The organism is Rhizobium sp. WSM1328 (assembly GCF_057653715.1).
Genome location: NZ_CM172788.1, coordinates 3,426,174 through 3,450,000, shown reverse-complemented (window position 1 = coordinate 3,450,000; position 23,827 = coordinate 3,426,174). Strand labels below are relative to the sequence as shown.

The 23,827-nt window shown below is 59.2% G+C and carries 20 protein-coding genes, 1 tRNA gene and 2 rRNA genes (1 of these 23 running past the window's edge); 16 read left to right on the top strand and 7 right to left on the bottom strand.

The window, feature by feature from the left end:
• The 5 genes from AC2444_RS17375 to AC2444_RS17355 form a co-directional block, all read left to right on the top strand.
• Window positions 1-1,338: ribosomal RNA gene (locus AC2444_RS17375) — 23S ribosomal RNA — on the top strand; it begins 1,566 nt to the left of the window's first position.
• 184 nt (window positions 1,339-1,522) lie between these two features.
• Window positions 1,523-1,637, top strand: a 5S ribosomal RNA gene (gene rrf / locus AC2444_RS17370).
• A gap of 130 nt (window positions 1,638-1,767) precedes the next feature.
• A tRNA-Met gene (locus AC2444_RS17365) sits at window positions 1,768-1,844 on the top strand.
• 791 nt (window positions 1,845-2,635) lie between these two features.
• Window positions 2,636-3,439 (top strand): SDR family NAD(P)-dependent oxidoreductase, encoded by an 804-nt coding sequence (locus AC2444_RS17360; protein ID WP_026157462.1) that lies wholly within the window; start codon window positions 2,636-2,638, stop codon window positions 3,437-3,439.
• Window positions 3,440-3,458: 19 nt separating this feature from the next.
• Window positions 3,459-4,853, top strand: coding sequence for an FAD-dependent oxidoreductase (locus AC2444_RS17355; protein ID WP_012758795.1), 1,395 nt, complete (start codon window positions 3,459-3,461; stop codon window positions 4,851-4,853).
• 44 nt (window positions 4,854-4,897) lie between these two features.
• Here the strand turns inward: AC2444_RS17355 and AC2444_RS17350 are convergent, their stop codons facing one another.
• Genes AC2444_RS17350 through AC2444_RS17340 form a run of 3 tightly spaced genes read right to left on the bottom strand, consistent with a single transcriptional unit; the run spans window position 4,898 to window position 7,303 of the window.
• Window positions 4,898-5,233, bottom strand: coding sequence for a hypothetical protein (locus AC2444_RS17350; RefSeq protein WP_012758794.1), 336 nt, complete (start codon window positions 5,231-5,233; stop codon window positions 4,898-4,900).
• On the bottom strand, window positions 5,233-6,099 hold the full coding sequence (locus AC2444_RS17345; RefSeq protein ID WP_017995038.1) for a DUF6772 family protein: 867 nt from the start codon (window positions 6,097-6,099) through the stop codon (window positions 5,233-5,235). The genes AC2444_RS17350 and AC2444_RS17345 overlap by 1 nt, the downstream gene beginning before the upstream one ends.
• Before the next feature lie 58 nt (window positions 6,100-6,157).
• Window positions 6,158-7,303, bottom strand: a complete 1,146-nt coding sequence (locus AC2444_RS17340; protein ID WP_012758792.1) for a mandelate racemase/muconate lactonizing enzyme family protein — start codon at window positions 7,301-7,303, stop codon at window positions 6,158-6,160.
• Window positions 7,304-7,463: 160 nt separating this feature from the next.
• Between AC2444_RS17340 and AC2444_RS17335 the strand changes: the two genes are divergently transcribed.
• From AC2444_RS17335 to AC2444_RS17310, 6 genes are all read left to right on the top strand, one after another.
• Window positions 7,464-8,222 (top strand): FadR/GntR family transcriptional regulator, encoded by a 759-nt coding sequence (locus tag AC2444_RS17335; protein ID WP_012758791.1) that lies wholly within the window; start codon window positions 7,464-7,466, stop codon window positions 8,220-8,222.
• Window positions 8,219-9,010, top strand: a complete 792-nt coding sequence (locus AC2444_RS17330) for an SDR family NAD(P)-dependent oxidoreductase (protein ID WP_012758790.1) — start codon at window positions 8,219-8,221, stop codon at window positions 9,008-9,010. Before AC2444_RS17335 ends, AC2444_RS17330 begins: the two co-directional genes overlap by 4 nt.
• 132 nt (window positions 9,011-9,142) lie before the next feature.
• Entirely contained in the window at window positions 9,143-10,390 is a 1,248-nt protein-coding gene (locus tag AC2444_RS17325) for an ABC transporter substrate-binding protein (RefSeq protein WP_012758789.1), read from the top strand.
• Window positions 10,391-10,401: 11 nt separating this feature from the next.
• Window positions 10,402-11,325 (top strand): carbohydrate ABC transporter permease, encoded by a 924-nt coding sequence (locus tag AC2444_RS17320; RefSeq protein WP_012758788.1) that lies wholly within the window; start codon window positions 10,402-10,404, stop codon window positions 11,323-11,325.
• On the top strand, window positions 11,322-12,164 hold the full coding sequence (locus AC2444_RS17315) for a carbohydrate ABC transporter permease (protein ID WP_012758787.1): 843 nt from the start codon (window positions 11,322-11,324) through the stop codon (window positions 12,162-12,164). Before AC2444_RS17320 ends, AC2444_RS17315 begins: the two co-directional genes overlap by 4 nt.
• Window positions 12,165-12,177: 13 nt before the next feature.
• The gene (locus tag AC2444_RS17310; protein WP_012758786.1) at window positions 12,178-13,227 is read left to right on the top strand and encodes an ABC transporter ATP-binding protein; all 1,050 of its coding nucleotides are present in this window, start codon (window positions 12,178-12,180) and stop codon (window positions 13,225-13,227) included.
• A gap of 58 nt (window positions 13,228-13,285) precedes the next feature.
• On the opposite strand, the gene AC2444_RS17305 is transcribed toward AC2444_RS17310, so the two are convergent.
• The gene (locus AC2444_RS17305) at window positions 13,286-14,284 is read right to left on the bottom strand and encodes an ABC transporter permease (RefSeq protein WP_003542537.1); all 999 of its coding nucleotides are present in this window, start codon (window positions 14,282-14,284) and stop codon (window positions 13,286-13,288) included.
• Window positions 14,285-14,324: 40 nt separating this feature from the next.
• Window positions 14,325-15,065: an ATP-binding cassette domain-containing protein gene (locus tag AC2444_RS17300; protein ID WP_012758785.1), complete on the bottom strand. Its 741-nt coding sequence runs from the start codon at window positions 15,063-15,065 to the stop codon at window positions 14,325-14,327.
• 259 nt (window positions 15,066-15,324) lie between these two features.
• Between AC2444_RS17300 and AC2444_RS17295 the strand changes: the two genes are divergently transcribed.
• The 5 genes from AC2444_RS17295 (at window position 15,325) to AC2444_RS17275 (ending at window position 19,564) form a co-directional block, all read left to right on the top strand.
• A complete protein-coding gene (locus tag AC2444_RS17295) occupies window positions 15,325-16,305 on the top strand; it encodes an NAD-dependent epimerase/dehydratase family protein (protein WP_012758784.1) in 981 nt (326 codons plus the stop codon).
• Window positions 16,306-16,353: 48 nt separating this feature from the next.
• Window positions 16,354-17,340 carry a substrate-binding domain-containing protein gene (locus AC2444_RS17290; protein WP_012758783.1) on the top strand — a complete coding sequence of 329 codons (987 nt, stop codon included), beginning with the start codon at window positions 16,354-16,356 and terminating at the stop codon, window positions 17,338-17,340.
• A gap of 195 nt (window positions 17,341-17,535) precedes the next feature.
• Window positions 17,536-18,318, top strand: a complete 783-nt coding sequence (locus tag AC2444_RS17285) for a FadR/GntR family transcriptional regulator (RefSeq protein ID WP_041935569.1) — start codon at window positions 17,536-17,538, stop codon at window positions 18,316-18,318.
• A 132-nt stretch (window positions 18,319-18,450) separates the two neighbouring features.
• A complete protein-coding gene (locus AC2444_RS17280) occupies window positions 18,451-19,044 on the top strand; it encodes an ankyrin repeat domain-containing protein (RefSeq protein WP_012758781.1) in 594 nt (197 codons plus the stop codon).
• Between the two features lie 13 nt (window positions 19,045-19,057).
• The gene (locus tag AC2444_RS17275; protein WP_012758780.1) at window positions 19,058-19,564 is read left to right on the top strand and encodes a YHS domain-containing (seleno)protein; all 507 of its coding nucleotides are present in this window, start codon (window positions 19,058-19,060) and stop codon (window positions 19,562-19,564) included.
• 6 nt (window positions 19,565-19,570) lie between these two features.
• Here AC2444_RS17275 and AC2444_RS17270 read toward each other — a convergent pair whose 3' ends face one another.
• Both AC2444_RS17270 and AC2444_RS17265 read right to left on the bottom strand, forming a co-directional pair.
• Entirely contained in the window at window positions 19,571-21,742 is a 2,172-nt protein-coding gene (locus tag AC2444_RS17270; RefSeq protein WP_012758779.1) for an adenylate/guanylate cyclase domain-containing protein, read from the bottom strand.
• A 192-nt stretch (window positions 21,743-21,934) separates the two neighbouring features.
• Window positions 21,935-23,722, bottom strand: a complete 1,788-nt coding sequence (locus AC2444_RS17265; RefSeq protein ID WP_012758778.1) for an adenylate/guanylate cyclase domain-containing protein — start codon at window positions 23,720-23,722, stop codon at window positions 21,935-21,937.
• Window positions 23,723-23,827: the final 105 nt, after the last annotated feature.

Genomic DNA, 23,827 nt, shown 5'->3' with positions numbered 1-23,827 from the left:
TTGCACAAGTTGTTCATTCTTATTGGATTGGATGGGCAGCGGAGCGGTTCCAGGAAATAGCTCCACCGTATAGACCGTACCCGAAACCGACACAGGTGGTCAGGTAGAGTATACCAAGGCGCTTGAGAGAACTATGTTGAAGGAACTCGGCAAATTGCACGCGTAACTTCGGAAGAAGCGTGACCCCATGGTAGGCAACTATTATGGGGTGGCACAGACCAGGGGGTAGCGACTGTTTATCAAAAACACAGGGCTCTGCGAAGTCGCAAGACGACGTATAGGGTCTGACGCCTGCCCGGTGCTGGAAGGTTAAGAGGAGAGGTGCAAGCTTTGAATCGAAGCCCCAGTAAACGGCGGCCGTAACTATAACGGTCCTAAGGTAGCGAAATTCCTTGTCGGGTAAGTTCCGACCTGCACGAATGGCGTAACGACTTCCCCGCTGTCTCCAACATAGACTCAGTGAAATTGAATTCCCCGTGAAGATGCGGGGTTCCTGCGGTCAGACGGAAAGACCCCGTGCACCTTTACTATAGCTTTACACTGGCATTCGTGTCGGCATGTGTAGGATAGGTGGTAGGCTTTGAAGCGGGGACGCCAGTTTCCGTGGAGCCATCCTTGAAATACCACCCTTATCGTCATGGATGTCTAACCGCGGCCCGTCATCCGGGTCCGGGACAGTGTATGGTGGGTAGTTTGACTGGGGCGGTCGCCTCCGAAAGAGTAACGGAGGCGCGCGATGGTGGGCTCAGACCGGTCGGAAATCGGTCGTCGAGTGCAATGGCATAAGCCCGCCTGACTGCGAGACTGACAAGTCGAGCAGAGACGAAAGTCGGTCATAGTGATCCGGTGGTCCCGCGTGGAAGGGCCATCGCTCAACGGATAAAAGGTACGCCGGGGATAACAGGCTGATGACCCCCAAGAGTCCATATCGACGGGGTTGTTTGGCACCTCGATGTCGGCTCATCGCATCCTGGGGCTGGAGCAGGTCCCAAGGGTTTGGCTGTTCGCCAATTAAAGCGGTACGTGAGCTGGGTTCAGAACGTCGTGAGACAGTTCGGTCCCTATCTGCCGTGGGTGTAGGAATATTGACAGGATCTGTCCCTAGTACGAGAGGACCGGGATGGACATATCTCTGGTGGACCTGTTGTCCTGCCAAGGGCATAGCAGGGTAGCTACATATGGACGGGATAACCGCTGAAGGCATCTAAGCGGGAAACCCACCTGAAAACGAGTATTCCCTATCAGAGCCGTGGAAGACGACCACGTTGATAGGCCGGGTGTGGAAGTGCGGCAACGCATGAAGCTTACCGGTACTAATAGCTCGATTGGCTTGATCGTTCTCATTGACTATGCTCATCTCAAGGCGACCGCAAAGCGGTCGTCCTGACAAGGCGAAGGCGCCAGCCTTTGCCCGGTCCCGGCGAACACGAAGTGTTCGTCCGGTTGGAGCTCTAAAACGTGTTCAAAAACGAAGTCATAGCACTTCACCAGCTTCTCAAAACATATAGTTGCGCTTTGCCGACCTGGTGGTTATGGCGGGGTGGCTGCACCCGTTCCCTTTCCGAACACGGCCGTGAAACGCCCCTGCGCCCATGGTACTTCGTCTTAAGACGCGGGAGAGTAGGTCGCTGCCAGGTCTGCAAAACGCAACTGATGTAAAACAATCTTCTCATCACAAACTCTGCGGCCCATGCCGAACAAAAAGGGCCGCTCACAAGCGGCCTTTTGTGTTACAATACATCAGCAAATCTCAATGATTTGCTCTGGCGCGGGGTGGAGCAGCCCGGTAGCTCGTCAGGCTCATAACCTGAAGGCCGCAGGTTCAAATCCTGCCCCCGCAACCAATCCTTCCCTTAGATACTCCCAAGCCCCTGCCATGCAGGGGCTTTTTGTGTTGCCAGAAGAGAGCAATATCGCTGGCGCGAAGACTTCATCTTCGCTGGCGACGGTAGCTCCTCGTCCTGCGGACCATAACCTGAAGGCCGCAGGTTCAAATCCTGCCCCCGCAACCAAACAAATAGCCGCCTTCAGGGCGGCTTTTTGTTTGGTAACGGGTCGAGGGTTTAATGCCTAATCAGGGGCCCGCAAGAAGGCAAAGCCGACGCAGCGGGACAGAAAACTACAAAGCCTGCCCCCGAAACCAAATCCTTCCTTTTAAAGATCAGCATCTACCTTCTTATCGCTGGCGGAAAAGCTTCGCTTTCCCTGGCGATGGTAGCTCCTCGTTCGCAGAGCTCACCATAACCTGAAGGGTGAGCGGTCGATCGGGCCCGCCCGATAAAACAGTCCACTGAACTGTTTAAGACCCAACGGGGCAAAGCCTCAAACCGAAACCAAATTCCATAAAAATAATACGCAAAAGCCCCGGACCGTAAAACGGCCGGGGCTTTGTTGTTTTTGCCGAATGGCGCTGCCGACCCAAGATTTGACGTTGGAACTGCTACAGCAAATTCGGCCACCTTCCGGCAACTTTCGTCAGAGCTTGCCCGTTCGATCCACGGCGCCTTTCTGGTCGGGATACTACTGCCAGATAGCATACCGCCTCCACATCGCACTTTACAACTATATAACATAGTTGCTACGTTGCTAACGATAGAGAGGCGGGCCTGCTGACTGGTTGTTTGGGCTGCCCTTAATGAAGGACGCTGCGACGATGCCTGGGACTTATGCTACTTTTTCCGACGATAGTTTTGCGGGCCGAACGGTCTTAATCACGGGCGCAGCGAGCGGGATGGGTCTTGAAACTGCAAGGGCCTTCGCCAGCAAGGGCGCGGAAGTCGTCATGGCCGATCGTGATGAGGCGGGGTTGAAGCGCTACGGTGCGGAGCTGCGCAATGACGGCACGGCTGTCCATACCGTGACGGTGGATGTCAGCAATCAGGAAAGCATCGATAGGGCTTTCGATTATTGCGACGCCAATCTCGCGCGCCTTGACAACGTCGTGACATGTGCGGCGATCATCACGGCCAAGCGTATATTCGAGCAGGATCGGGCGCATTGGCACCGCGTGCTCGACGTCAATCTGCTCGGCAGCTTCTTCGTCGTGCAGGGCGCAGTCAAACGCATGCTCGACAACCCCGATGGCGGCAACATCGTCTGCATCGCCTCGGATGCCGGCGTGCATGGCGGCGGCGGGCTGATTGCCGATACCGCCTATGCGGCATCGAAGGCCGGGACCCTGTCGATGGTCAAATCGGTGGCGCGGGAACTTGCGGGCAAGAAGATCCGCATTAATGCGCTGAACCCCGGGCCGACGGATTCCCCGATGCACTCTCATATCGACCAGTCGCTGAAGGACCGTATTGCCGGCAATCTGCCGATGCGGCGCATGGGGCGGCCGGAGGACATGGCGGCGGCAATCATGTTCCTGTGCTCGGATGCAGCCAGCTTTACCTACGGCGCCGCGCTCGATGTCGATGGCGGATCGATGTTCCGCTAGACGGGGAGGGGATAAACGTATGCAGCAGACAGCCCGCCGTTATGCCTATTCGGCCGATATTCCCGAACTCGATGATGTCGATGTGCTCGTCATCGGGGGCGGACCATCGGGATTATCGGCCGCGGTCGCGGCGGCACGTCTTGGCGTGCGGGTACGTCTTGTGGAGCGCTACGGCTTCCTCGGCGGCAATCTCACGGCGGGCCTCGTCGGCCCCTGCATGACCTCCTATTCGCTCGATGGCAGCCAGCAACTGATCCGCGGCATCTACGAAGAATTCGTTCAGCGGATGATGGCGCTCGGCGGCGCGCTGCATCCGAGTACCATCCCGGCAGGTTCGGCCTATTGCGGCTTCATCGTCTACGGCCATGACAAGGTGACCCCTTTCCAGCCTGAGGCGGCGAAGGTCGCGGCGCAGCGTATGTGCGTCGAGGCAGGAGTGGAATTGTTGCTGCACACCATGGTCGTGGATGCCATCGTCGATGACCATGATGCGGACAATCCCCGGGTGCTCGGGGTTGTTTGCGCCGGCAAGGGCGGGCTGAGGAGCGCTCGTGCGAAGGTCGTCGTCGATTGCTCGGCTGATGGCGATGTCGCCCATTATGCCGGCGTCCATACCCGTCAGGGGCGGGAAAGCGACGGCCTTTCCCAGCCGCAAACATTGTTCTTCCGCGTGCAGAACGTCGATGACCAGGTGGTGGAGGATTACATCCGCGCGCATCCGCAGGACTTTCGGCCTTTCGCCTCGATCGTCGCCAAGGCGACGGCAGAAGGCCGCTTTCCCGCGCCTCGCCGCGGCATCGGCCTCTACAAGACCATGGAACCGGGCGTCTGGCGCATCAATACCGGCCGCGTGTTGCGCCGCAATGGGGCTGACTCCCTTGAGCTCTCGCTTGCCGAGGTTGAAGGCCGCGAGCAGACAGTGGCGCTGCTCGATTTCTTCCGCGACAATCTGCCCGGCTTCGAACAGGTGGAACTGCGGGACACGGCAACCCAGATCGGCGTGCGGGAAACCCGACGGATCGATGGCGCCTACGAACTGACGCTGCAAGATTTGCATTCCGGCCGCGCCTTCGAAGATGTCGTGGCGTTGTGCGGCTATCCGCTCGATATTCACGACCCCACAGGCTCGGGCGGTGGGACCGGTGGCGCGGGGCTCGATGCCGCCAATATCTACCAGATACCTTACCGCGTCATGCTGCCACGCGTTCATGAGGGCCTGCTGGTGTCCGGCCGCGCGGTCTCGGCGACGCATGAGGCGCTCAGCGCCATTCGCGTCATGCCGCCCTGTTTTGCGCTCGGCCAGGCGGCCGGTGTTGCCGCGGCACTTTCGGTCGGCAACAGGGCAAGCCCCCGGCATGTCGACTACGCGGATTTGCGCAGGGAACTTCTGGCCCAGGGCGCCTATCTTGGCTGACGGAAGGAGAAAGCGCGGAAGCTATATACCCGTGTTTTCTCAAGTCAGGCCTTCAGATGAAGGGTCACCAGCACGGTGCATTCGGCGCCATCGGCAAAGCGGGTTGCAACGCGCAGCCAATTGCCGAAGGCGTTGAGCCGGGCCACGGCAACGCCGTCCTGTTCGCCCGGCATGGCGAATTCCGTTCCTTCGCGAACCCAGTGCATGCCGTCAGGCGAGATCTCCACCCAGCCCTTGGGTACAGTGCCGACGGGAGGCTTCAATGCTCGAATAAAGAACACGGCTTCATGCGCCCAGCCGGCCTCATAGGGTTCGCTCGCGGCGTCACCGCTCCAGCGCTCATTGCGGGTTATCACCGCCGTGATGTTTTCGGGAAGCATCAAAAATCCCCTGAAATGCAGATGGAATCGACGTAGAGAAAGGCACGCTTGGCGACATCCGTCTCGGCGAACAGGCAGAAGTTCAGCATGCACCAGAGGTTTTTCATCGCCGGAATCCGGATCGACTCGAAGCCGGACACATCGAAATTCCGGTCGTTGCACTGCAAGCCGGTCGCCTTCATGGAGGCGAGGTCGAAATCGAAGCGCATATAGCTCCAGTTCACCTTCGTCGGGATCTCGTTGTAGCAGAGCCGTTGTTCACCATCCGGCAAGTCCAGCCAGCCTTCAGGCGCCAGGTGATAGTGGCTAACGGTCTTGTCTTCCCGGCCGATGGCGGTGAAGGACGTGGTCTCACGTTTGTACTGCCATTTCTGCAGGTGCTTGCCGTCGAGTGCGTTGAGAAAGCGCAGATGTGGCATAACCCGCTCGCCGTCTCCGTCGCGATCACCGCATTGCAGGTCGAACAGGAAGCCGATCGATCGCACGTCGGTTTCCGATAGTTTCAGTTCCGTCGCCTCCGGCTTGAACGTGAAGAAAATCTCGAAGCGGATCGGCCCGCGCTTGCGGAAGGTATGGCGCTTGATTGCAACGTTCTGCGCACCGGGTTTCGCCTTTGTGGCGATTTTCAGCGCATAGGACGAATCCATACCGCCGTGGGATCCTGCATCCCAATGCCCGAGCGTTGAGAGCATGGCGCTCGAGTGCTGGGCAAAGCCGGGCAGCATGACGTCGAGGCTGTCCTCGTAATTGCCGACCAACTGTGACCAGCCGCAATGCCCGCGCGAAAAATCGTCAAAGGACAGGATGCGCGGCAGAGGATCGAAACGGCTGAGCGCCGGATCTGCGCGAAGCATGGCGAGCCTCATGGCTTCCATCATGTCGGCTGTGGAAGAGGGGACTGATGTCGTCATTATGGCGTTGACCTCACTGTATGCGGAGCCGTTTGACGGCGCCCCAATCGATTTCGATGCCGAGACCCGGCCGTGTCGGCACGTCGAGCCGGCCATTCTTCTGGCGTAGGCAGCCGGGCGCCAGATCGGCCAGGTCGCGCTTGAAGGGGCTAAGATCGCATTCGCATTCCATCACCCGGAAATTCGGAAGGGCGGCCGCCAGATGCGCGCTGGCCGTCTCGCAGATAATGCCGGACATGCCGATATGCGGGGCGTAGCCCACATCGTGCAGGGCGGCATAGTCGGCCATACGCCGTGTTTCGGATATGCCGCCGGCACGCGCGACATCCGGCTGCAGAATTGAAAGGGTTCGGTTGGCGACGAGACGCTGCGCCTGATCGGCGGTAAAGTTGCTCTCTCCGGCTGCGAGCGGCACGTCGCAGCGTTTGCGAAGTTCTACGTAGCCTTGCTCGTTTTCCGGCGCCAGCGGCTCCTCGAACCAGAAGTAGCCGTTGGCCGAAAGCGCCCTGCCGACTTCGATCGCCTGGTCCAGATCATAGGCCCAGTTGGCATCGACACAGAGTTCGATATCGTCGCCGGCGCGCTTGCGCAGCCGTTCGATGCGCCGGCAGGCTTCCCTGACGGGATTGGCCATCTTGACTTTGATGCGCGGGAATCCCTCGCCGATATAGCGCTCCAGTTCCCGATCCGCCTCAGCATCGTCGACCCAGTTTACGGCGGCGGCATAGACCTCGATCGCTTCCCGGCCGATGCCGCCAAGCAGCTTGGCGATCGGCATGCCGGCGGCCTTGCCCATGATGTCCCACAGCGCAATATCGACGCCAGCGATCGCCTCGATCAGCATGCCGCCGGCGCGGCCTGACAGCGAGCGCCGCATGGATTGCCAGAGCGCGCCGATATTGCGTGCGTCCTGTCCGATCAGCCGTGGTTTTAACGAGGTTTCGATCAGTTCCGCATAAGCCTTGGGCGAAAACCGGGCCAAAACCTCCCCGACGCCGACGATGCCGGCATCGGTGCGCACCTCGACGAGAACCATCGAGACCTTGTGATAGGTGCCCCAGGACGTGACGGTCGGTTTGGGCAGCGTCTGGCTGAGCGGATGGGCGACGACATCTGAAATGAGGATCGCCTGTCCGGTCGAACGTTGCACAGAATCCATCGGCTCTTTCGTTCCCAATGTTTTGCTCGCTGCTCTTGGTTTTGCTCGCTGCTTTGGGGCGTGTCTGTTATTCCTAGCTAGATGTTGGCGACTTGGCAACTGATAAACCTAGTTGCTAAGTTGGAAACTGCATGTTAGCTTTGTGAATATGAGGACCGAGATGACTGAAATTCCCGAAAGGAAACCCGTTTTCACCGCCAAGCCGCCCAACCCTTCGCGGTTGGCGGATGGGGTGTCCGATGCGATTGCCGCCGCACTCTTTGATGGACGCATCTCGCCTGGCGAGCCGTTGCCGCCCGAAGGGGAGATCGCCAGGGAGTTCGGTGTCTCGAAGCCGATCGCCCGCGAGGCGCTTCGCCAGCTGACGGCAGCCGGGCTGATCTTCACCCAACAAGGCAAGGTTGCCCGCGCCAAGGCGCTGAGCGGCGACTCGATGGACAAAATCTACGGCTACGCGGTGCGTTCCAGTCTCAAGCGGCTGCGCGAAGCCAATGAAATGCGCCGCGTCGTCGAGACGGGAATTGCCCGGCTCGCTGCCGAACGTCGCGATCCGGAAGGTCTGGATATCATGCGGCAGGGCTTGGCGGGCATGCTGGCTTCCGTGCAGGAGCCTTCCGGCTTTACCGCCGCCGATATCCTGTTTCACCTTGGCCTTGCCGTGACGACGGGTAATTACATGATCCGCGTGCACATGGAGAGCATGCGTTCCGTGCAGCGCGAGGTGTCGGAATTGTTTTCACGTCGCGCCAATCGCAGCGACGCTGACTGGCGGGCAACGATTGACCGGCATCAGGCGATCTACGATGCAATTGCAGTTGGTGATGCCGATCTCGCCGAGCAAAAAATCCGGGAGCATTTCGAAGCTGCCGACATTGCCTCGCTCGAGGTGGCCGACAAGTTGAAAGATGCCGAGCGATGAGCGCCGCGCGCTTCTCACTGAAAGGCCGGCGCGTGCTGGTAACCGGTGGCAGTTCCGGCATCGGCCGGGCTGTTGCGCTTGGCCTTGCGGAGCATGGAGCGGAACTGATCCTGCATCATTTCGGCAATGAGACGGGTGCGCGTGAGGTGGCCCGGGCGACCGGCGGCACAGCGCCGGTACTGGAAGCAGACTTCACCGACGGGCGTGCGACGCGGGCTTTTGCCGATGAAGTGCTGGGAACATACGGCCCGATCGATATCCTCATTGCCAATGCCGCCATCGAACATCGGCGGCCCTGGCAGGAATTGGATGAGGCGCATGTCAACGCCCATGTGGCATCGAATTTTTCGGCGCTGCTGACGCTGACGGCAAAGCTGGTTCCACCGATGGCCGAGCGGGGCTGGGGCAGGGTCGTCGCCACAGGCAGTATCATGGCGGTGCGGCCGCGGGCGGAAACGGTTGTTTATGCGTCGCTCAAGGCGGCGCAGTTGACCGCGATCAGGTCGATTGCGCGCGAAACCGGCCATCGCGGCGTCACGCTGAATGTGGTTTCGCCGGGTGCGATCGAGATCGAAGCCAATGCCGCGCGCTACGGCGACCCGGCGTTCCGCAAAGCGGTAGCCGCCAAGATCCCTATGGGCAGGCCGGGCCAGCCGCAGGACCTGGTTGGGGCGTTTGTTTTTTTGTGCAGCGATGCTGCCAGCTACGTTACGGGTGCAAATATCCCGGTCGACGGAGGATGGTCGATCGGAGACGCGCCCGGGAACCTTCCGCACGCTGCCGGGTGAGCGGCCTGCGGCAAGGTTTTCGAGATCATGCGGCGGAACCATCCGCCGCAGCTTGCAGCCAAATTCCAGGCGAATGCCGTTTGCATTCAGTCGGTGAAGGCTGATTGCCGACGACCAAAAAGGGAGGAAACCATGAAGGCCGCATTAGCAGGTATCGCAGCATCCGCGTTGACATTGTGCATATCGACGTCTGCCGTCTTCGCGACGGATCTCCGCATGACGGTCTGGACCGGGAGCGAGGCGCATCTGAAGATGCTGAATGGCATTGCGGAGAGCTTCAAAGCCACACACCCCGATGTGAACGTGAAGTTCGAGACCGTGCCGGTCAGCGACTACACGCAGAAACTGACCTTCCAGATCGCCGGCGGCAATGCTCCCGACATAGCCTGGATGATGGAGGATGCCGCTCCGGCTTTCGAAAACGCCAATCTTCTGATGGATCTCGGCCCGACGCTCAAGGCGGCGGAAGGCTATGATTTCGACGATTTTTCGAAGCCGGCCATGGGCCTCTGGCAGAAGGATGAAACGGTCTACGGCATTCCGTTCTCCACCTCGCCTTTCATGATCTACTACAACAAGGACATGTTCGACAAAGCCGGGCTCGAAGATCCGCTGACGCTCGCCACCAAGGGCGAATGGAACATGGACAAGTTCCAGGAAGTCTCCAAGAAGCTCGCGGAAACCAATCCCGGCAAATGGGGCTTCGAGTTCAAGGATGGGGAAGGCTATGCCTCTCGCATGACCCATGCCCTTCTGCCGCCAATCCGCGCCTATGGTGGCGATATCTGGTCGAACAAGGAATGCGGCTTCGACAAGCCCGAAGCGGTCAAGGCGGTCAAGCAGCTGCATGACATGGTCTTCAAGGACAAGTCCATCGTTCCGCCGGGCGAACAGGGCGATTACTTTTCCGGCAATTCGGCGATGACGGTCAACCAGATTTCCCGCGCTTCGAAGATGGCGGAAGCCGGCTTCAAGTGGGGCATCGCACCGTTGCCCACCGGCCCAGGTGGTGAGTCACCCGTTATCGGCCAGGCCGGTCTTGTTGTGTTCGCCCAAGGCAAGAATACGGAAATCGCCGCGGAATTCGTGGCGCATATGACCAACAAGGAAAACGTCGCCACCATGGCGCAGTTCTTCCCGCCCGCCCGCAAGAGCGTTCTGCAGGCCGATGCATTCATCAACGGCAACAAGCTCGTGCCGCCCGAGATGATGAAGAATGTGGCTGCCGCCATAGAAAAGGGCCGGGTGGTTTCGGCTAACGAAAAAGCGCCACAGATCCTTGCCGCCATGGCGCCTCGCGTCGATGCCTTGTGGAAGCCGGATGCCGATGTCGATGCCGCCATCAAGGGCATCTGCGCGGCAATCCAACCGCTGCTTTGATCAGAACGAAGATGGCCGATACCGTTCATAACTCCATTCGAACCGGCCAAAAGACCTGGCTGACGTTGAAGATGAGAGAGATGATGGAGGCGTGGCTGTTTGTCAGCCCCACCCTCATCGGTTTCCTCATCTTCTTCCTCGGTCCGCTCTGCGCAGTGGTCTATTATTCAATGACCGAATGGAACCTGCTCAGCCAGCAGGCCACCTTCGTAGGCCTTGCCAATTTTCAGAATGCGCTCTTCGAAAACCCTGACTTTTGGCTGGTGGTACGCAATTCGGTTATTTTCGCGATCGGTCTCGTGCCGCTCAACATGGCGCTCGCGCTCGCTTTGGCGCTCGCCCTTTCCCGGCCGTTCTTCGGGGTCGTGTTCTTTCGCACGGTGTTTTTCGCTCCCGTCATCACCTCGGCCATCGCCTGGGCGATCGTCTGGAAATTTCTGCTGCAGGGAGAAGGCGGTTTCATCAACCAGGTACTGGCGCTGGTCGGGATCACCGGCCCAAACTGGCTGCGTGAACCGAGCTGGGCGATGGCAGCGGTCATCGTCACCCGCGTCATCAAAATGGTCGGCCTCAACATGATCCTCTATATTGCGGCGCTGCAGGCAATCCCGCGGGACTATGAAGAGGCAGCGCGTCTGGAGGGCGCCTCACGCCGGCAGATTTTCAGCATGATCACCTGGCCGTTGCTGGCGCCGACCACGCTGGTCATCATGGTCATCACGACGATCGGCTCTTTCAAGGTCTTCGATCACATATACCAGATGACCGGTGGCGGCCCGGAAAACGGCACATTGGTGCTTGCCTTCTACATCTACCAGCAGGGCTTCAAGTTCTTCAATGTCGGCTATGCCTCGGCGCTCGCGATGATCATGTTCGTGATGATCATGGCGCTGACCCTGGTGCAGGTGATGCTGCGGAGAAAGGGATCGGAGTGACCCAGCGCCAAATCCAGATCCTCTACCGCGCCTGCTGGACGATCGCACTCTTGATCGCCGCCATTCCTTTTGTTTTCCCATTCGTTTGGATGGTATCTGCCGGCTTCAAGAGCGTGACCGAGATATTCGGTGCACCGACGCTTATTCCGCGCGTTTGGCGCTGGCAGAATTTCGTCGAAGTGTTCACATACCAGCCGTTCGCGCGGCAGTATTTCAACTCGCTTTACATCGCGATCGTGGTGACGGCGCTCACCCTCATCATCTCGTCTCTGGCCGGTTATGCGCTGGCGCGTATGCGGTTTGCCGGTGCCGGGCTGCTGATGCTTTTTCTAATCTCGGCGCTCATGGTGCCGGAGGAAGTGACGATCATTCCGAACTTCTTCCTCATGCGCTGGTTTGGTTTGGTGGATACTCACTGGCCGCTGATCCTGCTGCCCACCTTCGGCCCTCATGGGGTGATGGCAACGTTTCTGATGCGCCAGTATTTCCTGGCCCTGCCCAAGGAGTTGGAAGAAGCCGGCAAGATGGACGGCCTCTCACGCTTCGGCGTCTGGTGGAAGATAGCGCTGCCGATGGCGCGTCCGGCCCTGGCTGCGGTTTCCATCATCACCTTTCTGTTCTCATGGAACCTGTTCCTGGAGCCGCTGATCTTTCTGAGCTCGCTCGACATGTTCACACTGCCTTTGGCCTTGTCGAACTTCAACGACAGCTACGGCTTGCCGCTGTGGAACCTGCAGCTTGCCGCTACAAGTCTTGCAGTGGTGCCGATCCTGATCGTCTATCTGATCGCCCAGCGGCAGATCATCGAAAGTTTTGCGCTATCAGGCGTGAAGGGATGAGGAATTTTCGTTCATGAGCAGTGTATCGCTTAAAGGCATCGAAAAACGCTTCGGCGCCGTCGAGGTCATCCGCGGCGTCGATCTCAGGATCGATCCGGGCGAGTTCGTCGTATTCGTCGGTCCGTCGGGTTGCGGCAAGTCCACCTTGCTGCGGCTGATTTCGGGGCTGGAATATCTCAGCGGCGGTGAGCTTGCGATTGGCGGCCGGGTGGTCAACGAAGTGCCGGCTTCGAAACGCGGTGTTGCCATGGTCTTCCAATCCTATGCCCTCTATCCGCACCTGACCGTCCGGGACAATATGGGTTTCGGGCTGAAGGTCCGCAAAGTTCCGGCACAGGAGCGTCAGAAGCGCGTCGATGAAGCAAGCGCCACGCTGAAGCTCGAAGCATTGCTCGATCGCTACCCCCGCGAGCTTTCCGGCGGTCAGCGGCAACGCGTCGCGATCGGCCGGGCCATCGTCGGAAATCCCGATGTCTTCCTGTTCGACGAACCGCTGTCGAACCTCGATGCAGAATTGCGCGTGCACATGCGCTCTGAAATCGCCGCGCTGCACAAGCGGCTCTCCACGACGATGATCTATGTAACGCACGACCAGATCGAAGCGATGACGCTCGCCGACAAGATCGTCGTTCTGCGCGACGGCCGCGTCGAGCAGGTCGGCTCCCCCCGGGACCTATACGAGCGGCCGGCAAATACCTTCGTGGCGCAGTTCATCGGAAGCCCAAAAATGAATCTGCTGCCTGCAGATATCGCGCCTTTGCTGACAGGCGCAACGGCAATGGATGCCGCCGCCGAGACCATCGGGATAAGGCCGGAGCATCTGACGGTCGTGGAACCTCGAGACGGGACGCTACGCGGAACCGTCGGGCTTTGTGAATATACCGGGGCAGTAACGCTGCTCCACGTCAAGCTGCCGGACGGGCACGATTGCCTCGTCCTGCACGACGGTCATGACACGAAGGCGGGAATCCAAATAGGGCTCACCGCCGATGTCTCGAAGGTGCACTTTTTCAAGGGCAACGGGCAGACAATAAAGCAGACCGAACGAGGTCGGACTGCTTGAACGTACGGCCGCTCTTGGCGCGCACGAGCCGCGGAAATCTCTTAAGAGCCGGGTTCGTCTACTCGCCCTGTCGTAAGTTGCGAAGTCGGTCGAAAAGGACGGCGAGCACGATTGCGCCACCGATAAAGCAACCTTGCCAGAACGCGTTGATGCCGAGCAAACCAAGACTGTTACGGATGACCTCGATGAGTGCGGCGCCGACCAAGGCTCCAAAGGCGGTGCCGACGCCGCCCGCCAGATTGGCGCCGCCGATAACCGCGGCGGCAATGACCTGAAGTTCCATCCCGGCGCCGATGTTTGTGGTGACGGCGCCGAGCCAGCCGGTCTGAATGATGCCGGCAACCCCCGCCGACAGGGCAGAAATCATATAGACGATGACCTTGATCCTCGGCACGGGAACGCCTGTCAGTGTCGCGGCGTGCTCATTGCCGCCGATCGCAAAGACATAGCGACCGAACTTGGTCCAGCGCAGCACGAAACCGGTAATGAGTGCCAGCACGACCATGTAAAGCACTGGATTGGCGATGCCAAAAACCCAGGCGCCGCCACCCAGCGCCAATAGTTTGTCGTGATCAGGTCCGAATTCAAAAACCACAGTGTTGTTGGATGCAACCATCGCAAGGCTGCGCGCAATCGACAACATGCCGAGCGTGACGACGAAAGGGGGGAAGCCGAGATAGGCAATCAAGACGCCGTTGAAAGCGCCGACCAAAAGAGCCGTACCGATCGAGGCGGCGATGCCGACTTCAATACTGTATCCCGCATGCATGACGACCGCCAGCACCATGCTGCACAGGCAAAGTACGGAGCCGACGGACAAATCGATGCCGCCGGTGATGATGACCAGCGTCATGCCCAGCGCGATAATTGCGACGAAGGTGACGTTGCGGGTGATGTTGTAGATGTTCTTCGCCGTCGCAAAGGAGTCCGTTGCCATCGACAGAAAAATGCAGGCTAGAATGACTGCAATCAGCACCCAGAATGTCTGGCCGCTCATGATCGTTGCAAGCCAGCTCCGTTGCTTCTGTCCGATCGTTTGGTCAAGTGTAATCGCCATCGTCGACCTTCTTCCTTCCTGTTGCAACGGATAGCATCGATCACACCTGTTCGATGGCGCCGGTGATCAGTCCCGTTACTTCCTCCGGCGAACTTGCCGCAATCTGCTTGTCGGCTACTTTTCTGCCTCGCCGCATCACGATCACACGGTCGGCGACCGAAAAGACGTCGGGCATGCGGTGGCTGATCAGGACAACGACAATGCCCCGGTCCCGCAATTGGCGGATCAGATTCAGAACCTCAGCGACCTGGCGCACGGAAATGGCTGCGGTCGGCTCGTCCATCAATACGATTTTTGCTTCCGACAGCATCGTGCGGCCGATCGCGACCGCTTGCCGCTGGCCACCTGACATTTGCTTGACGAGATCGCGCGCCCGCGTCTCGGATTTGAGCTCGCGAAATATCTCGCCGGCGCGCTTGTACATGGCCTTGTGGTCGAGGATGCGAAGAGGCCATACGCCGCGGCGCAATTCTCGTCCCAGGAACACGTTCGCTGCCGCCGTCAGATTGTTGCAGAGCGCCAAGTCCTGGTGAACGATCTCGATGCCATGCTGGCGCGCTTCCTTCGGCCGATGAAGCACGAGATCGGCGCCGTCGAGCCGCATGGTTCCATGGCTCGGCCGGAAGTTGCCGGCGATCATCTTCACCAGTGTGGACTTGCCAGCCCCGTTGTCGCCCATGAGGCCGACAACCTGCCCCGCTTCGAGTGAAAACGAAACATCGTTGACTGCCTGGATGGCACCGAAATGTTTGGAAATATTGCTGAGCTCAAGAACCGCCACCAGCCTCCTCGCCTCCCAAAACCTGCGGGCTATCCATCACACCAAACCCTGCTTGTCTTCGAGGCAAGGCTCCGGCGAGTTCTCTTTTCCAGTATCCTCCCAGGAAAAGCGATCGGGAGCATTTACGCAAAACCCTGCGACAGCGTCAACTCATTGTCCCGGCTATTGACCTTATTGTCGCAAAAATCTGTTTTGTCAGACAAATATCATTTGACGAAGGTGGCGCCCGGATATTAGCTATCAATGGGGGAGAAAGAGCATGCTGATCCTTGTGACCGGTGCGACGGGCAAGGTCGGGCGGCGCTTCATTGCTGGGCTGCTTGACGATCCGAGATTTTCCAAAGCCCGTATTCGTGCGCTTTGTCATAATCGTTTGTACGAGGCGACCGACCGTGTCGAGGTCTTCCAAGGCTCGATCGCCGATCGCGATGTCGTGGCAAAGGCGCTGGATGACGTTACCCATGTCGTGCATCTCGCCACATGCAAGGAAACGCCTGAAGACATCATGGATGTCACGGTCAAAGGTCTCTTTTGGCTGCTCGAGGAGTTCCGTGCGAGCGTCACGGCACGCCAGTTCATCCTGATCGGTGGTGATGCGGGTGTGGGACATTTCCACTATCGCCACGACGGCCCGATCACCGAGAACGCCCGCCATTGTGCCTATCCGGGAAGCTATGCGCTGTCCAAAGTCCTGGAAGAGGTGATGCTGGAGCAGTTTGGCATTCAGTATGGCCTCAATGGCTGTTGTCTACGCGCACCCTGGATCATGGAAAAGGACGATTTCAAGTATTCGCTGTCTTTTGGAGACGACGTCTTTGGCGGCCCGGACTGGAAGACGCTCGTTCCTGAAGACGCGGCAGGACGCTATGCGGCGATGGGTACGGTGCCGCTGCTCTTGGATGCCGACGGACGTGCACTGAAACGCAATTTCGTCCATGTCGACGACCTTGTGTCGGCAATATTGGCAGCGATCGACAACCCCCTGGCGGAGCGGCAGCTCTTTAATATCTGCATGGATCGACCCGTCGACTATGCTGAAGTCGCCGCCTATCTCTTGCGCACGCGCAATCTCGGCTCTGTCGACATACCGAGCCGCTTCCATTCGAATTGGATGGACAACAGCAAGGCCAAATACCTGCTGGATTGGCAGCCAAACTACGATCTCGAAATGCTTATCGACTCGGCCTGGCAATACGAGCGTTCGAAGGAGGAGCCTCGCATCGTCTGGTATCCGGGTTGATTTCGTGTGGCGGGCACGCGGTGTCCGTCTGTTTCAAGGGAGGAAACTATGAGGAAGGCATTACTACTTACAGCCGCAGTTTTAGCACTGACCGCCGGGCAGGCCTTGGCCAAGAAGCAACTCGTCATCGTCGTCAAAGGCCTCGACAATCCGTTCTTCGAAGCAATCAATCAAGGTTGCCAGAAATGGAACAAGGAGAACCCCACGGCGGAATACGAATGCTTCTACACCGGTCCGGCATCGACATCCGATGAAGCCGGCGAAGCGCAGATCGTTCAGGATATGTTGGGCAAGGCGGACACGGCTGCAATCGCAATCTCGCCGTCAAATGCAAAGCTGATCGCCCAGACCCTGAAGACGGCCAATCCGACGGTTCCGGTGATGACGCTCGATGCCGATCTCGCCGCCGAGGATGCAGCGTTGCGCAAGACCTATCTCGGCACCGACAACTATCTGATGGGCGCCCGCATCGGCGAATACATCAAGAAGGGCAAGCCGAAGGGCGGCAAGATCTGCACCATCGAAGGCAATCCGGGAGCGGACAATATTCTACGCCGCGCACAAGGAATGCGCGACACGCTTACTGGCCAGAAAGGCTTGACCGAGCTGAAAGGCGAGGGTGGCTGGACCGAGGTCGCCGGTTGCCCGGTGTTCACCAATGACGACGGTGCCAAGGGCGTTCAGGCAATGACCGATATCCTCGCGGCCAATCCCGACTTGGACGCATTCGGCATTATGGGTGGCTGGCCATTGTTCGGTGCACCGCAACCCTATCGCGACCTGTTCAAGCCGCTGGCCGACAAGATCGCCAGCAACGATTTCGTCATTGGTGCCGCCGATACGATCGGCGACGAGGTCGCCATTGCGAAGGAAGGGCTGGTGACAGCGCTCGTCGGCCAGCGGCCATTCGAGATGGGCTACAAGGCACCGTCGGTGATGATGGATCTGATTGCCGGCAAGCCGGTTGAAGATCCGGTCTTCACCGGGCTCGATGAGTGCACGAAGGATACAGTCGATACCTGCATTCAAAAGTAGGTTTCACGGTTTGGCGCACCCGGTTCAAGGGTGCGCCGAACTGCCCCACGAGACGGATCGAGAGATCCGCTGGGCTTGACGCGCCCTGAATTCCGCGCTTTGTGCCGGCGTCAATCGCAGGCGACTTCCTCGTTATTACGATTGTTTTGATCATACGTGCAGACAGTCGAAAGAATGCTGAGGCAGTAGAAATAAATGCCTGACAAAAAATCGGGAAAGCCAACGGCTACGGTCGAGGTGGAGATGGTTGACCGCTCGACCACCACAAGGCGCCCAAATTCTCCCCGCATGACTGGGGCGAGTGTTCATGTGTCTTTGGCAGGCGAGATCGGTCTGCGAATCGTGCGCGGCGACTATCCGCCGGGCACAATCCTGCCAAATGAGGCAAAATGGTCGGAAGTCTTTGACGTCAGCCGATCGGCGGTGCGCGAAGCGATCAAAATGCTGATGGCCAAGGGCCTGCTTTCTTCCCGCCCGAAAATCGGCAGTTGGGTCGAACCCAAGGAACGTTGGAACCTGCTGGATCGAGATGTCTTGGGCTGGTATGCGGCATCTCCTGATCGCGAATCCTTTCTGAGGGCCGTGCAAGAACTCAGGCATATGATCGAGCCGGAAGCGACTGCGCTTGCTGCGGAGCGCCGAACTGACGAGCAGATGACCGCGATCAGTCAGGCCCTGCACGATATGGATCAGGCGACATCGCTCCAGCAGCGAACAGAATCCGATGCGCGATTTCACATCGCGATCTTGCGCGCCTCGGGAAATGATCTGTTGGTACCGCTCGGCGTATTGATCGAATCGGCGCTGAACCACCTCTTCGCCCATGTAACGCGGGAGGAAGACAACTTGCGGTACGCGCTGAAACTTCACGAAAATATTGAGAAAAACATTCGACTGCAGCGGCCGAACATGGCGCGCAATGCAGTCCGCAAGGCGTTGGCAAATACCGACGACATCATAGCCCGGTGGTCGCGATAGATTTTGCATCCTGTCAGGATGGCGCGTTGCCGACAGCTTGATGCAGGGGAATTCAACCTCCTGCGATCCTCGGTGCCTACCCAAAACCCGCGGCTTGTGCTATTTTCCTTGGCAACCTTCGGGGGCTGAGCCATGCGTGGGCTGCTTGCATCGGTGACGTTGATTTTCACAGCGACGGTGGCCGCTGCGGGGAGCCCCTTGTTCGATGCCGTTGCCACCGGCAACACCGCCGTCGTCGAGCAGGTTCTGGCTACCGGTGCCGATGTCGACAGCCGGACACGCGATCAGGCAACACCTCTCATTAACGCCGCGCTCGGAGCCCAGCTTCCCATAGCTGAATTGCTGATCGGCAAAGGCGCCGACGTCATGGCTCGGAATTCAGGCGGCTTTACGCCGCTTCATGCCGCGGCCTTTTCCGGCAGCTTGCCGATCAGCAAACTGCTTCTCCACCACGGCGCGACGCTCGACGATGCGGCCAACAAAGCGGGTGTGACGCCGCTGATGGTCGCCGGTGAGGAAAACCACGTCGCTCTCGCCACGTTTCTTCTCGCTGAGGGGGCTGACGTCGGTCATGCGGAGGTTCATGGCTACACGCCAATCACGCGAGCGATCTGGAAGGGCAACACCGACATCGTGCGGCTTTTCAAGCGGCATGGCGCGCCTTGCCCTCCGGCCAGCCGCATTGGCGAAAAAGAATACGCGAAGTGCATGGAAATTCATGATTGAATAGGAGGCGCAGATGTATGCGGGGACCATAAGCGGTGCGCGAGGAATTGGGCATTCTATGGCGGTGATCCTTCTGGCTTTGGCAGCTGTCGGTGGATCGCGGGCTTTCGCCGACGACTCGGTAAACACGGGCTACTTCGGCGGCGTGGCGATCATGGGATACGACCCCGTCGCCTATTTCACCGAAGGCAAAGCGGTGAAAGGCTCCGAGGAATTCTCCCACGAATGGCTGGGGACGCCGTGGCTTTTCGCCAATGCCAAACACCGCGAAATGTTCATCAGCGAGCCGATCAAATATGCGCCTCAGTATGGCGGTTACTGCGCGGGCGAGGTGGCTCTGGGGTCGGTGACGATCAACGTCGATCCGGAAGCGTTCAAGATCATCGACGGCAAGCTTTACCTAATCTACGACAAGGGATCGGCCGAGGGGTTTGCCGCTCATGTGGCCGAGGCAGTGCCGAAAGCCGACAGCAACTGGCCGAAGGTCGCCGCCGATCTCGAACGGGATCAGTATCACTGACCGCGGCTATTTGACGGGCGAAAAATAGAAGACCTTGGTGGAGTTCACGTAAGCATAGCTGGTTTCTGCGGGCGAGTTTGCAGGTCTGTAGACCGGGCCGCAATCGGCTCGTCCAAATGCGTTTTCACTCTGCTCGCAAAGCATGTCGCCATTGACGAAAACCGTTCCGGTGATCATCTGCGTCGCCGAGCGGAAGGCCGCCTTGCCGTCGCGTTCGATTTGCATGAGTGCAGGGCTTCCTGAGGGCTCGGTCTTGCCCCGGAGGAGTTTACCGATGACGGTGCTTGCGATTTCTTCACCGTGCAGCCGATCCTGCTCATTGCCCTTGAAACCGAACGGCCATTCCGGCAGGCCGGCCTCGCGCAGGGCATCGAGGATAAACACCAAATCCTGCTCGTTGCGGAAATGGGCATTGCTGATACGCCAGCCCGCCAGGGAATCGCGTCCAGCCACAAAGCGAATTCCTTCGGCGACAGTTGCACGAGCGTCATCGAGGCGACCGGCACGGGCATAGGCCATAGCGAGTGGGGTAACGAAATCGCCATTTCCCGGAGAACCATCGCGCGCGCGTTCGAAGCTGTCGATGGCCTTCGTGTAGTCGCGCTGCAAATAAAACACCAGGCCGGCCGTATATCGGTTGATGGCGGAGAGGTTCGGATCGTGCCTGAGCGCCGTCTCGACGGCCGCGCCGGCTTCGGCATGATTTCCGGAGAACAGTTGAACGTATGCCAACGCCATATGAGCTTCGGCATCGGCAGGCCCAAGCGATACTGCCTGCTGCGCCGAGGCGACCGCCTGCTCGTAGCGGCGGTCGACGACTTGCATGACGGCAAGAACAGCGTATGGCGATGATAGAACCGGGTCGAGAGCCAGCGCGCGGCTTGCCTTCTCGTAGGCTCTTTTTCGCGCCAACGCGCTCTGCAGAACGTCGTCGTACGCGCTTCGCCAGACATAAGCGGTCGCATGCGCGTCGGCCGCGAAGGCCTCTGCAAAACCGGGGTCGAGCGCCTCCGCCTTGTCAAAGAGCGCCAGTGCCTCGAGCAGCCGGGAACGGCGGCCGGTGCGCGTCGCCTGCTCAGCACGAAGGTAGTAGTCGTATGCCTCGAGATTGGCGGTCGGCGGACGGGTAATCCGTTCCGCCTCGGATTGAGTGAGTTTCAGGCCGAGCGCTTCGGCAATCTGCCGGCTGAGCTCATCCTGCACAGCCATGACATCTGCCGCGGCGCGATTAAATCGGTTAGCCCACAAGTGGTCACCGCTTGCGGCATCGCTCAGCTGTGCATTGACGCGGATTTGATCGCCTATCCGTTGCACGCTGCCCTCAACGATAAAACGCACGCCGAGATCGCGTCCGATGTCGGCCAAAACGAGAGGCTTGCCTTTGTATGCAAACACCGAATTATGACCGATGACGTCAAGGTCCGAAAGCATGGTCAGATCGGCAATCAGGCTGTCTGTAATGCCATCGGTGAAATAATCCTGGCCGGCGTCGCTACTCAAATTGGCGAAAGGAAGCACCGCGACAGATGGACGTTGGGGCACAAATGGCCATTGCCATGCGAGGACAATCGCAGTGGCCGCAATCAACAGTGCTGCAAGTGTGGCTAGGACGACCGCCCGGCGGCGCGGCCGACGGGAGGCGACGACCTTGCCTGCCTCGGAGGGATCTAACAGAACACGATAGACGCGAACGGGATCGGCTATGTTCTTCAGTCGCTGCTCACCAAGAGCCGAGAAGCCGACATCAGCCTTGTGTACCGTGTGATCGAATGCGGTGCCGGATATGCAAATCCCGCCGGGCTGGGCAAGGCTCTCCAGGCGCGCCGCTATGTTGACGCCGTCTCCATGAATGTCCTCTCCTTCGACGATGACATCGCCGAGATTGACGCCGATGCGGAAAAGCATTCGCTGCTCGGGCCGCAGGGCCGCATTGCGTTCCGCCTTTTGTTGCTGGATTTTGACGGCGCAGCGCAAAGCATCCACCACGCTGTGGAACTCAACCAGAATCCCGTCGCCCATGGTCTTAATCAGGCGGCCGTGATGCGTGGCGATCTTCGGTTCGAAGAGTTCGTGGAGGTCGGTGTGGAAGCGGATACGCGTTCCCTCTTCGTCGATCTCGCTCAGGCGGCTATAACCGACCACATCCGCAATCAGGACTGCTGCAAGGCGGCGCTCCATATCAGCTCTTTCCGGGTGTCCGATCCCTTACCGATATCTTACAGCAGGTGCCGTGCCGTTGCCATTACAGTTGCCCGAAGTGGCATCACGTTCGCGGGTCACATGCTCCCGTGGAGAGGGCGTGACCTGAGGCTTGTCGCGCGTCCGCCATAACATGTGCTATTCGCCGTATCGGCTCGACAGCAGTTCCCCTCAACATAGACCAAGATCTGAACCGGTAAGTCCTGCCTTACGAAGTCCTTCCACGCGGCGGTCAAAGTCCTCGGGGTTTCGAAATGGAAGGACCCGCCGGCGGCGCTCGACAGAAAAATCAGGATTGATCCTGAGTGCCTTTTCCCAGGCCTGCCGGCTCTCCTCCGGCCGGTCGAGGTGCCCATAGCATGAGGCAAGCAGGGCGTAGGCGGTCTCCGACTGAGAGTTTTGTTGGAGCCGCTGCTCGATGGCTGCAATCGCTTGTTCATACTCGCCGAGAGAAAAGTGCGCATCGGCGCGAAATTGGAAGAGAATTTCCGGATGGTGCGGATCGAGCCGCATCGATGCATCGAGTGTTTCCAGGGCGCCGGCGGGATCGCCGGAGAATATCTGGATATGGGCCATCAGCAACAGGAGCTCGGCGGAGTTGGGCTGTAGCGCGAGGCCCTGCTGCACCTCCGCCTGCGCCCGGTCCAGTTCCCGGTTCCACATGCAAGCCATGCCCAGTGCGAAGCGGCCGTTGGGCTGTTCCTCGGCCATCTCCACGGCCTTCTGCGCGAGATCCATCCCGATCCGCAGCGAGCCTTCCGGATCGGTGCTCCAGGCGTTGACGTAGTCTAGCACGTGGGTGAAGGAAATGAGGGCCTGGGCGGCCGCATATTGCGGATCGACGGCAATGGCGTCGGCCGCCAGGCTGCGGGCGGCTCTGTTTCCGGTTCGGGTGTGGGACGACGCCTGCTCGCGGCCACGTAACAACAACTCGTAAGCGTCGACATTGAGTGCGCGCCCTTGGGCTAATCGGTCTTGGTCACCATGCGTGAGGTTCAGCCTGAGCGCGGCCACGATCTCCTGCGTGAGCTCATCCTGAACCGCGAAAATGTCGGTGAGGTCGCGATCGAACCGGCTGGCCCAGATATGTCCGCCATTGCTGGCGTCGATCAATTGGGCGGTGACACGCACGCGGTTGCCGGCCTTGCGGACGCTGCCTTCGAGGACATAGCGGACGCCGAGCGCCTTGGCCATGGCAGGCACGGAGGCCGTTACATTCTTGTAGACGAAGGATGAGTTGCGGGCGATGACGTGCAGTTCGGACAGCTTGGAGAGATCGGTGATGATGTCCTCGCTGATACCGTCGGAAAAATACTCTTGTTCGGCATCGCCGCTCATGTTGTTGAACGCCAGTATGGCGATGGACGGCTTGTCGGGAACGGCCGGAGCCGACGGCATTTCGATTGCGGGCCGCACCTGTCGTGCCGAGTTCGGCTCCGGAGTTCCGATCTGAAGTGAATAGACCTGCATCGGTTCAGCGATATTCTTGAGCTCAATTTTACCGAGATCGGTGACGGCAAGATCAAGCCGCGCTTTCACCTGGCGGTAGGCATCTTCGGAAAGACAGATGGCGCCGGGCTTGGCAATTCCTTCCAACCGCGCGGCGATGTTGACGCCGTCGCCCATCAAGTCGCCGTCGTTTTCCTCGACCACATCTCCCAGATGGATCCCGACCCGGAACTCGATGCGATGCTCTGACGGCACGCCGATATTGCGCTCGACCATGGCGGTCTGCACTTCGATCGCGCAACGCACGGCGTCGACGACGCTGCGAAACTCGATGAGGCTTCCGTCTCCCGTTCGCTTGACGACCCGGCCATTGTGCACGGCAATTGTTGGATCGACCAGGTCGCTGCGCAGCGTTCTCAACCGCGCCAGGATGCGATCCTCGTCCGCACCGGCGAGGCGGCTGTAGCCGACCACATCTGCGACCAGGATCGCCGCCAGTTTTCGCGTCACGTTCGTAAGTCCCAATTCCTCGTCGGATCAAAGTAACACAGTGTGACCGACAACGCCGCCAAATCCGATTGCCTTCGCTAAGAAGCGGTCCGGTGGCCGGTTGCT

Coding starts and splice junctions, on each gene's coding strand:
- AC2444_RS17360 (WP_026157462.1), top strand. CDS start 2,636: ATGAAGGACGCTGCGACGATGCCTGGGACTTATGCTACTTTTTCCGAC.
- AC2444_RS17355 (WP_012758795.1), top strand. CDS start 3,459: ATGCAGCAGACAGCCCGCCGTTATGCCTATTCGGCCGATATTCCCGAA.
- AC2444_RS17350 (WP_012758794.1), bottom strand. CDS start 5,233: ATGCTTCCCGAAAACATCACGGCGGTGATAACCCGCAATGAGCGCTGG.
- AC2444_RS17345 (WP_017995038.1), bottom strand. CDS start 6,099: ATGAGGCTCGCCATGCTTCGCGCAGATCCGGCGCTCAGCCGTTTCGAT.
- AC2444_RS17340 (WP_012758792.1), bottom strand. CDS start 7,303: ATGGATTCTGTGCAACGTTCGACCGGACAGGCGATCCTCATTTCAGAT.
- AC2444_RS17335 (WP_012758791.1), top strand. CDS start 7,464: ATGACTGAAATTCCCGAAAGGAAACCCGTTTTCACCGCCAAGCCGCCC.
- AC2444_RS17330 (WP_012758790.1), top strand. CDS start 8,219: ATGAGCGCCGCGCGCTTCTCACTGAAAGGCCGGCGCGTGCTGGTAACC.
- AC2444_RS17325 (WP_012758789.1), top strand. CDS start 9,143: ATGAAGGCCGCATTAGCAGGTATCGCAGCATCCGCGTTGACATTGTGC.
- AC2444_RS17320 (WP_012758788.1), top strand. CDS start 10,402: ATGGCCGATACCGTTCATAACTCCATTCGAACCGGCCAAAAGACCTGG.
- AC2444_RS17310 (WP_012758786.1), top strand. CDS start 12,178: ATGAGCAGTGTATCGCTTAAAGGCATCGAAAAACGCTTCGGCGCCGTC.
- AC2444_RS17305 (WP_003542537.1), bottom strand. CDS start 14,284: ATGGCGATTACACTTGACCAAACGATCGGACAGAAGCAACGGAGCTGG.
- AC2444_RS17295 (WP_012758784.1), top strand. CDS start 15,325: ATGCTGATCCTTGTGACCGGTGCGACGGGCAAGGTCGGGCGGCGCTTC.
- AC2444_RS17290 (WP_012758783.1), top strand. CDS start 16,354: ATGAGGAAGGCATTACTACTTACAGCCGCAGTTTTAGCACTGACCGCC.
- AC2444_RS17285 (WP_041935569.1), top strand. CDS start 17,536: ATGCCTGACAAAAAATCGGGAAAGCCAACGGCTACGGTCGAGGTGGAG.
- AC2444_RS17280 (WP_012758781.1), top strand. CDS start 18,451: ATGCGTGGGCTGCTTGCATCGGTGACGTTGATTTTCACAGCGACGGTG.
- AC2444_RS17275 (WP_012758780.1), top strand. CDS start 19,058: ATGTATGCGGGGACCATAAGCGGTGCGCGAGGAATTGGGCATTCTATG.
- AC2444_RS17270 (WP_012758779.1), bottom strand. CDS start 21,742: ATGGAGCGCCGCCTTGCAGCAGTCCTGATTGCGGATGTGGTCGGTTAT.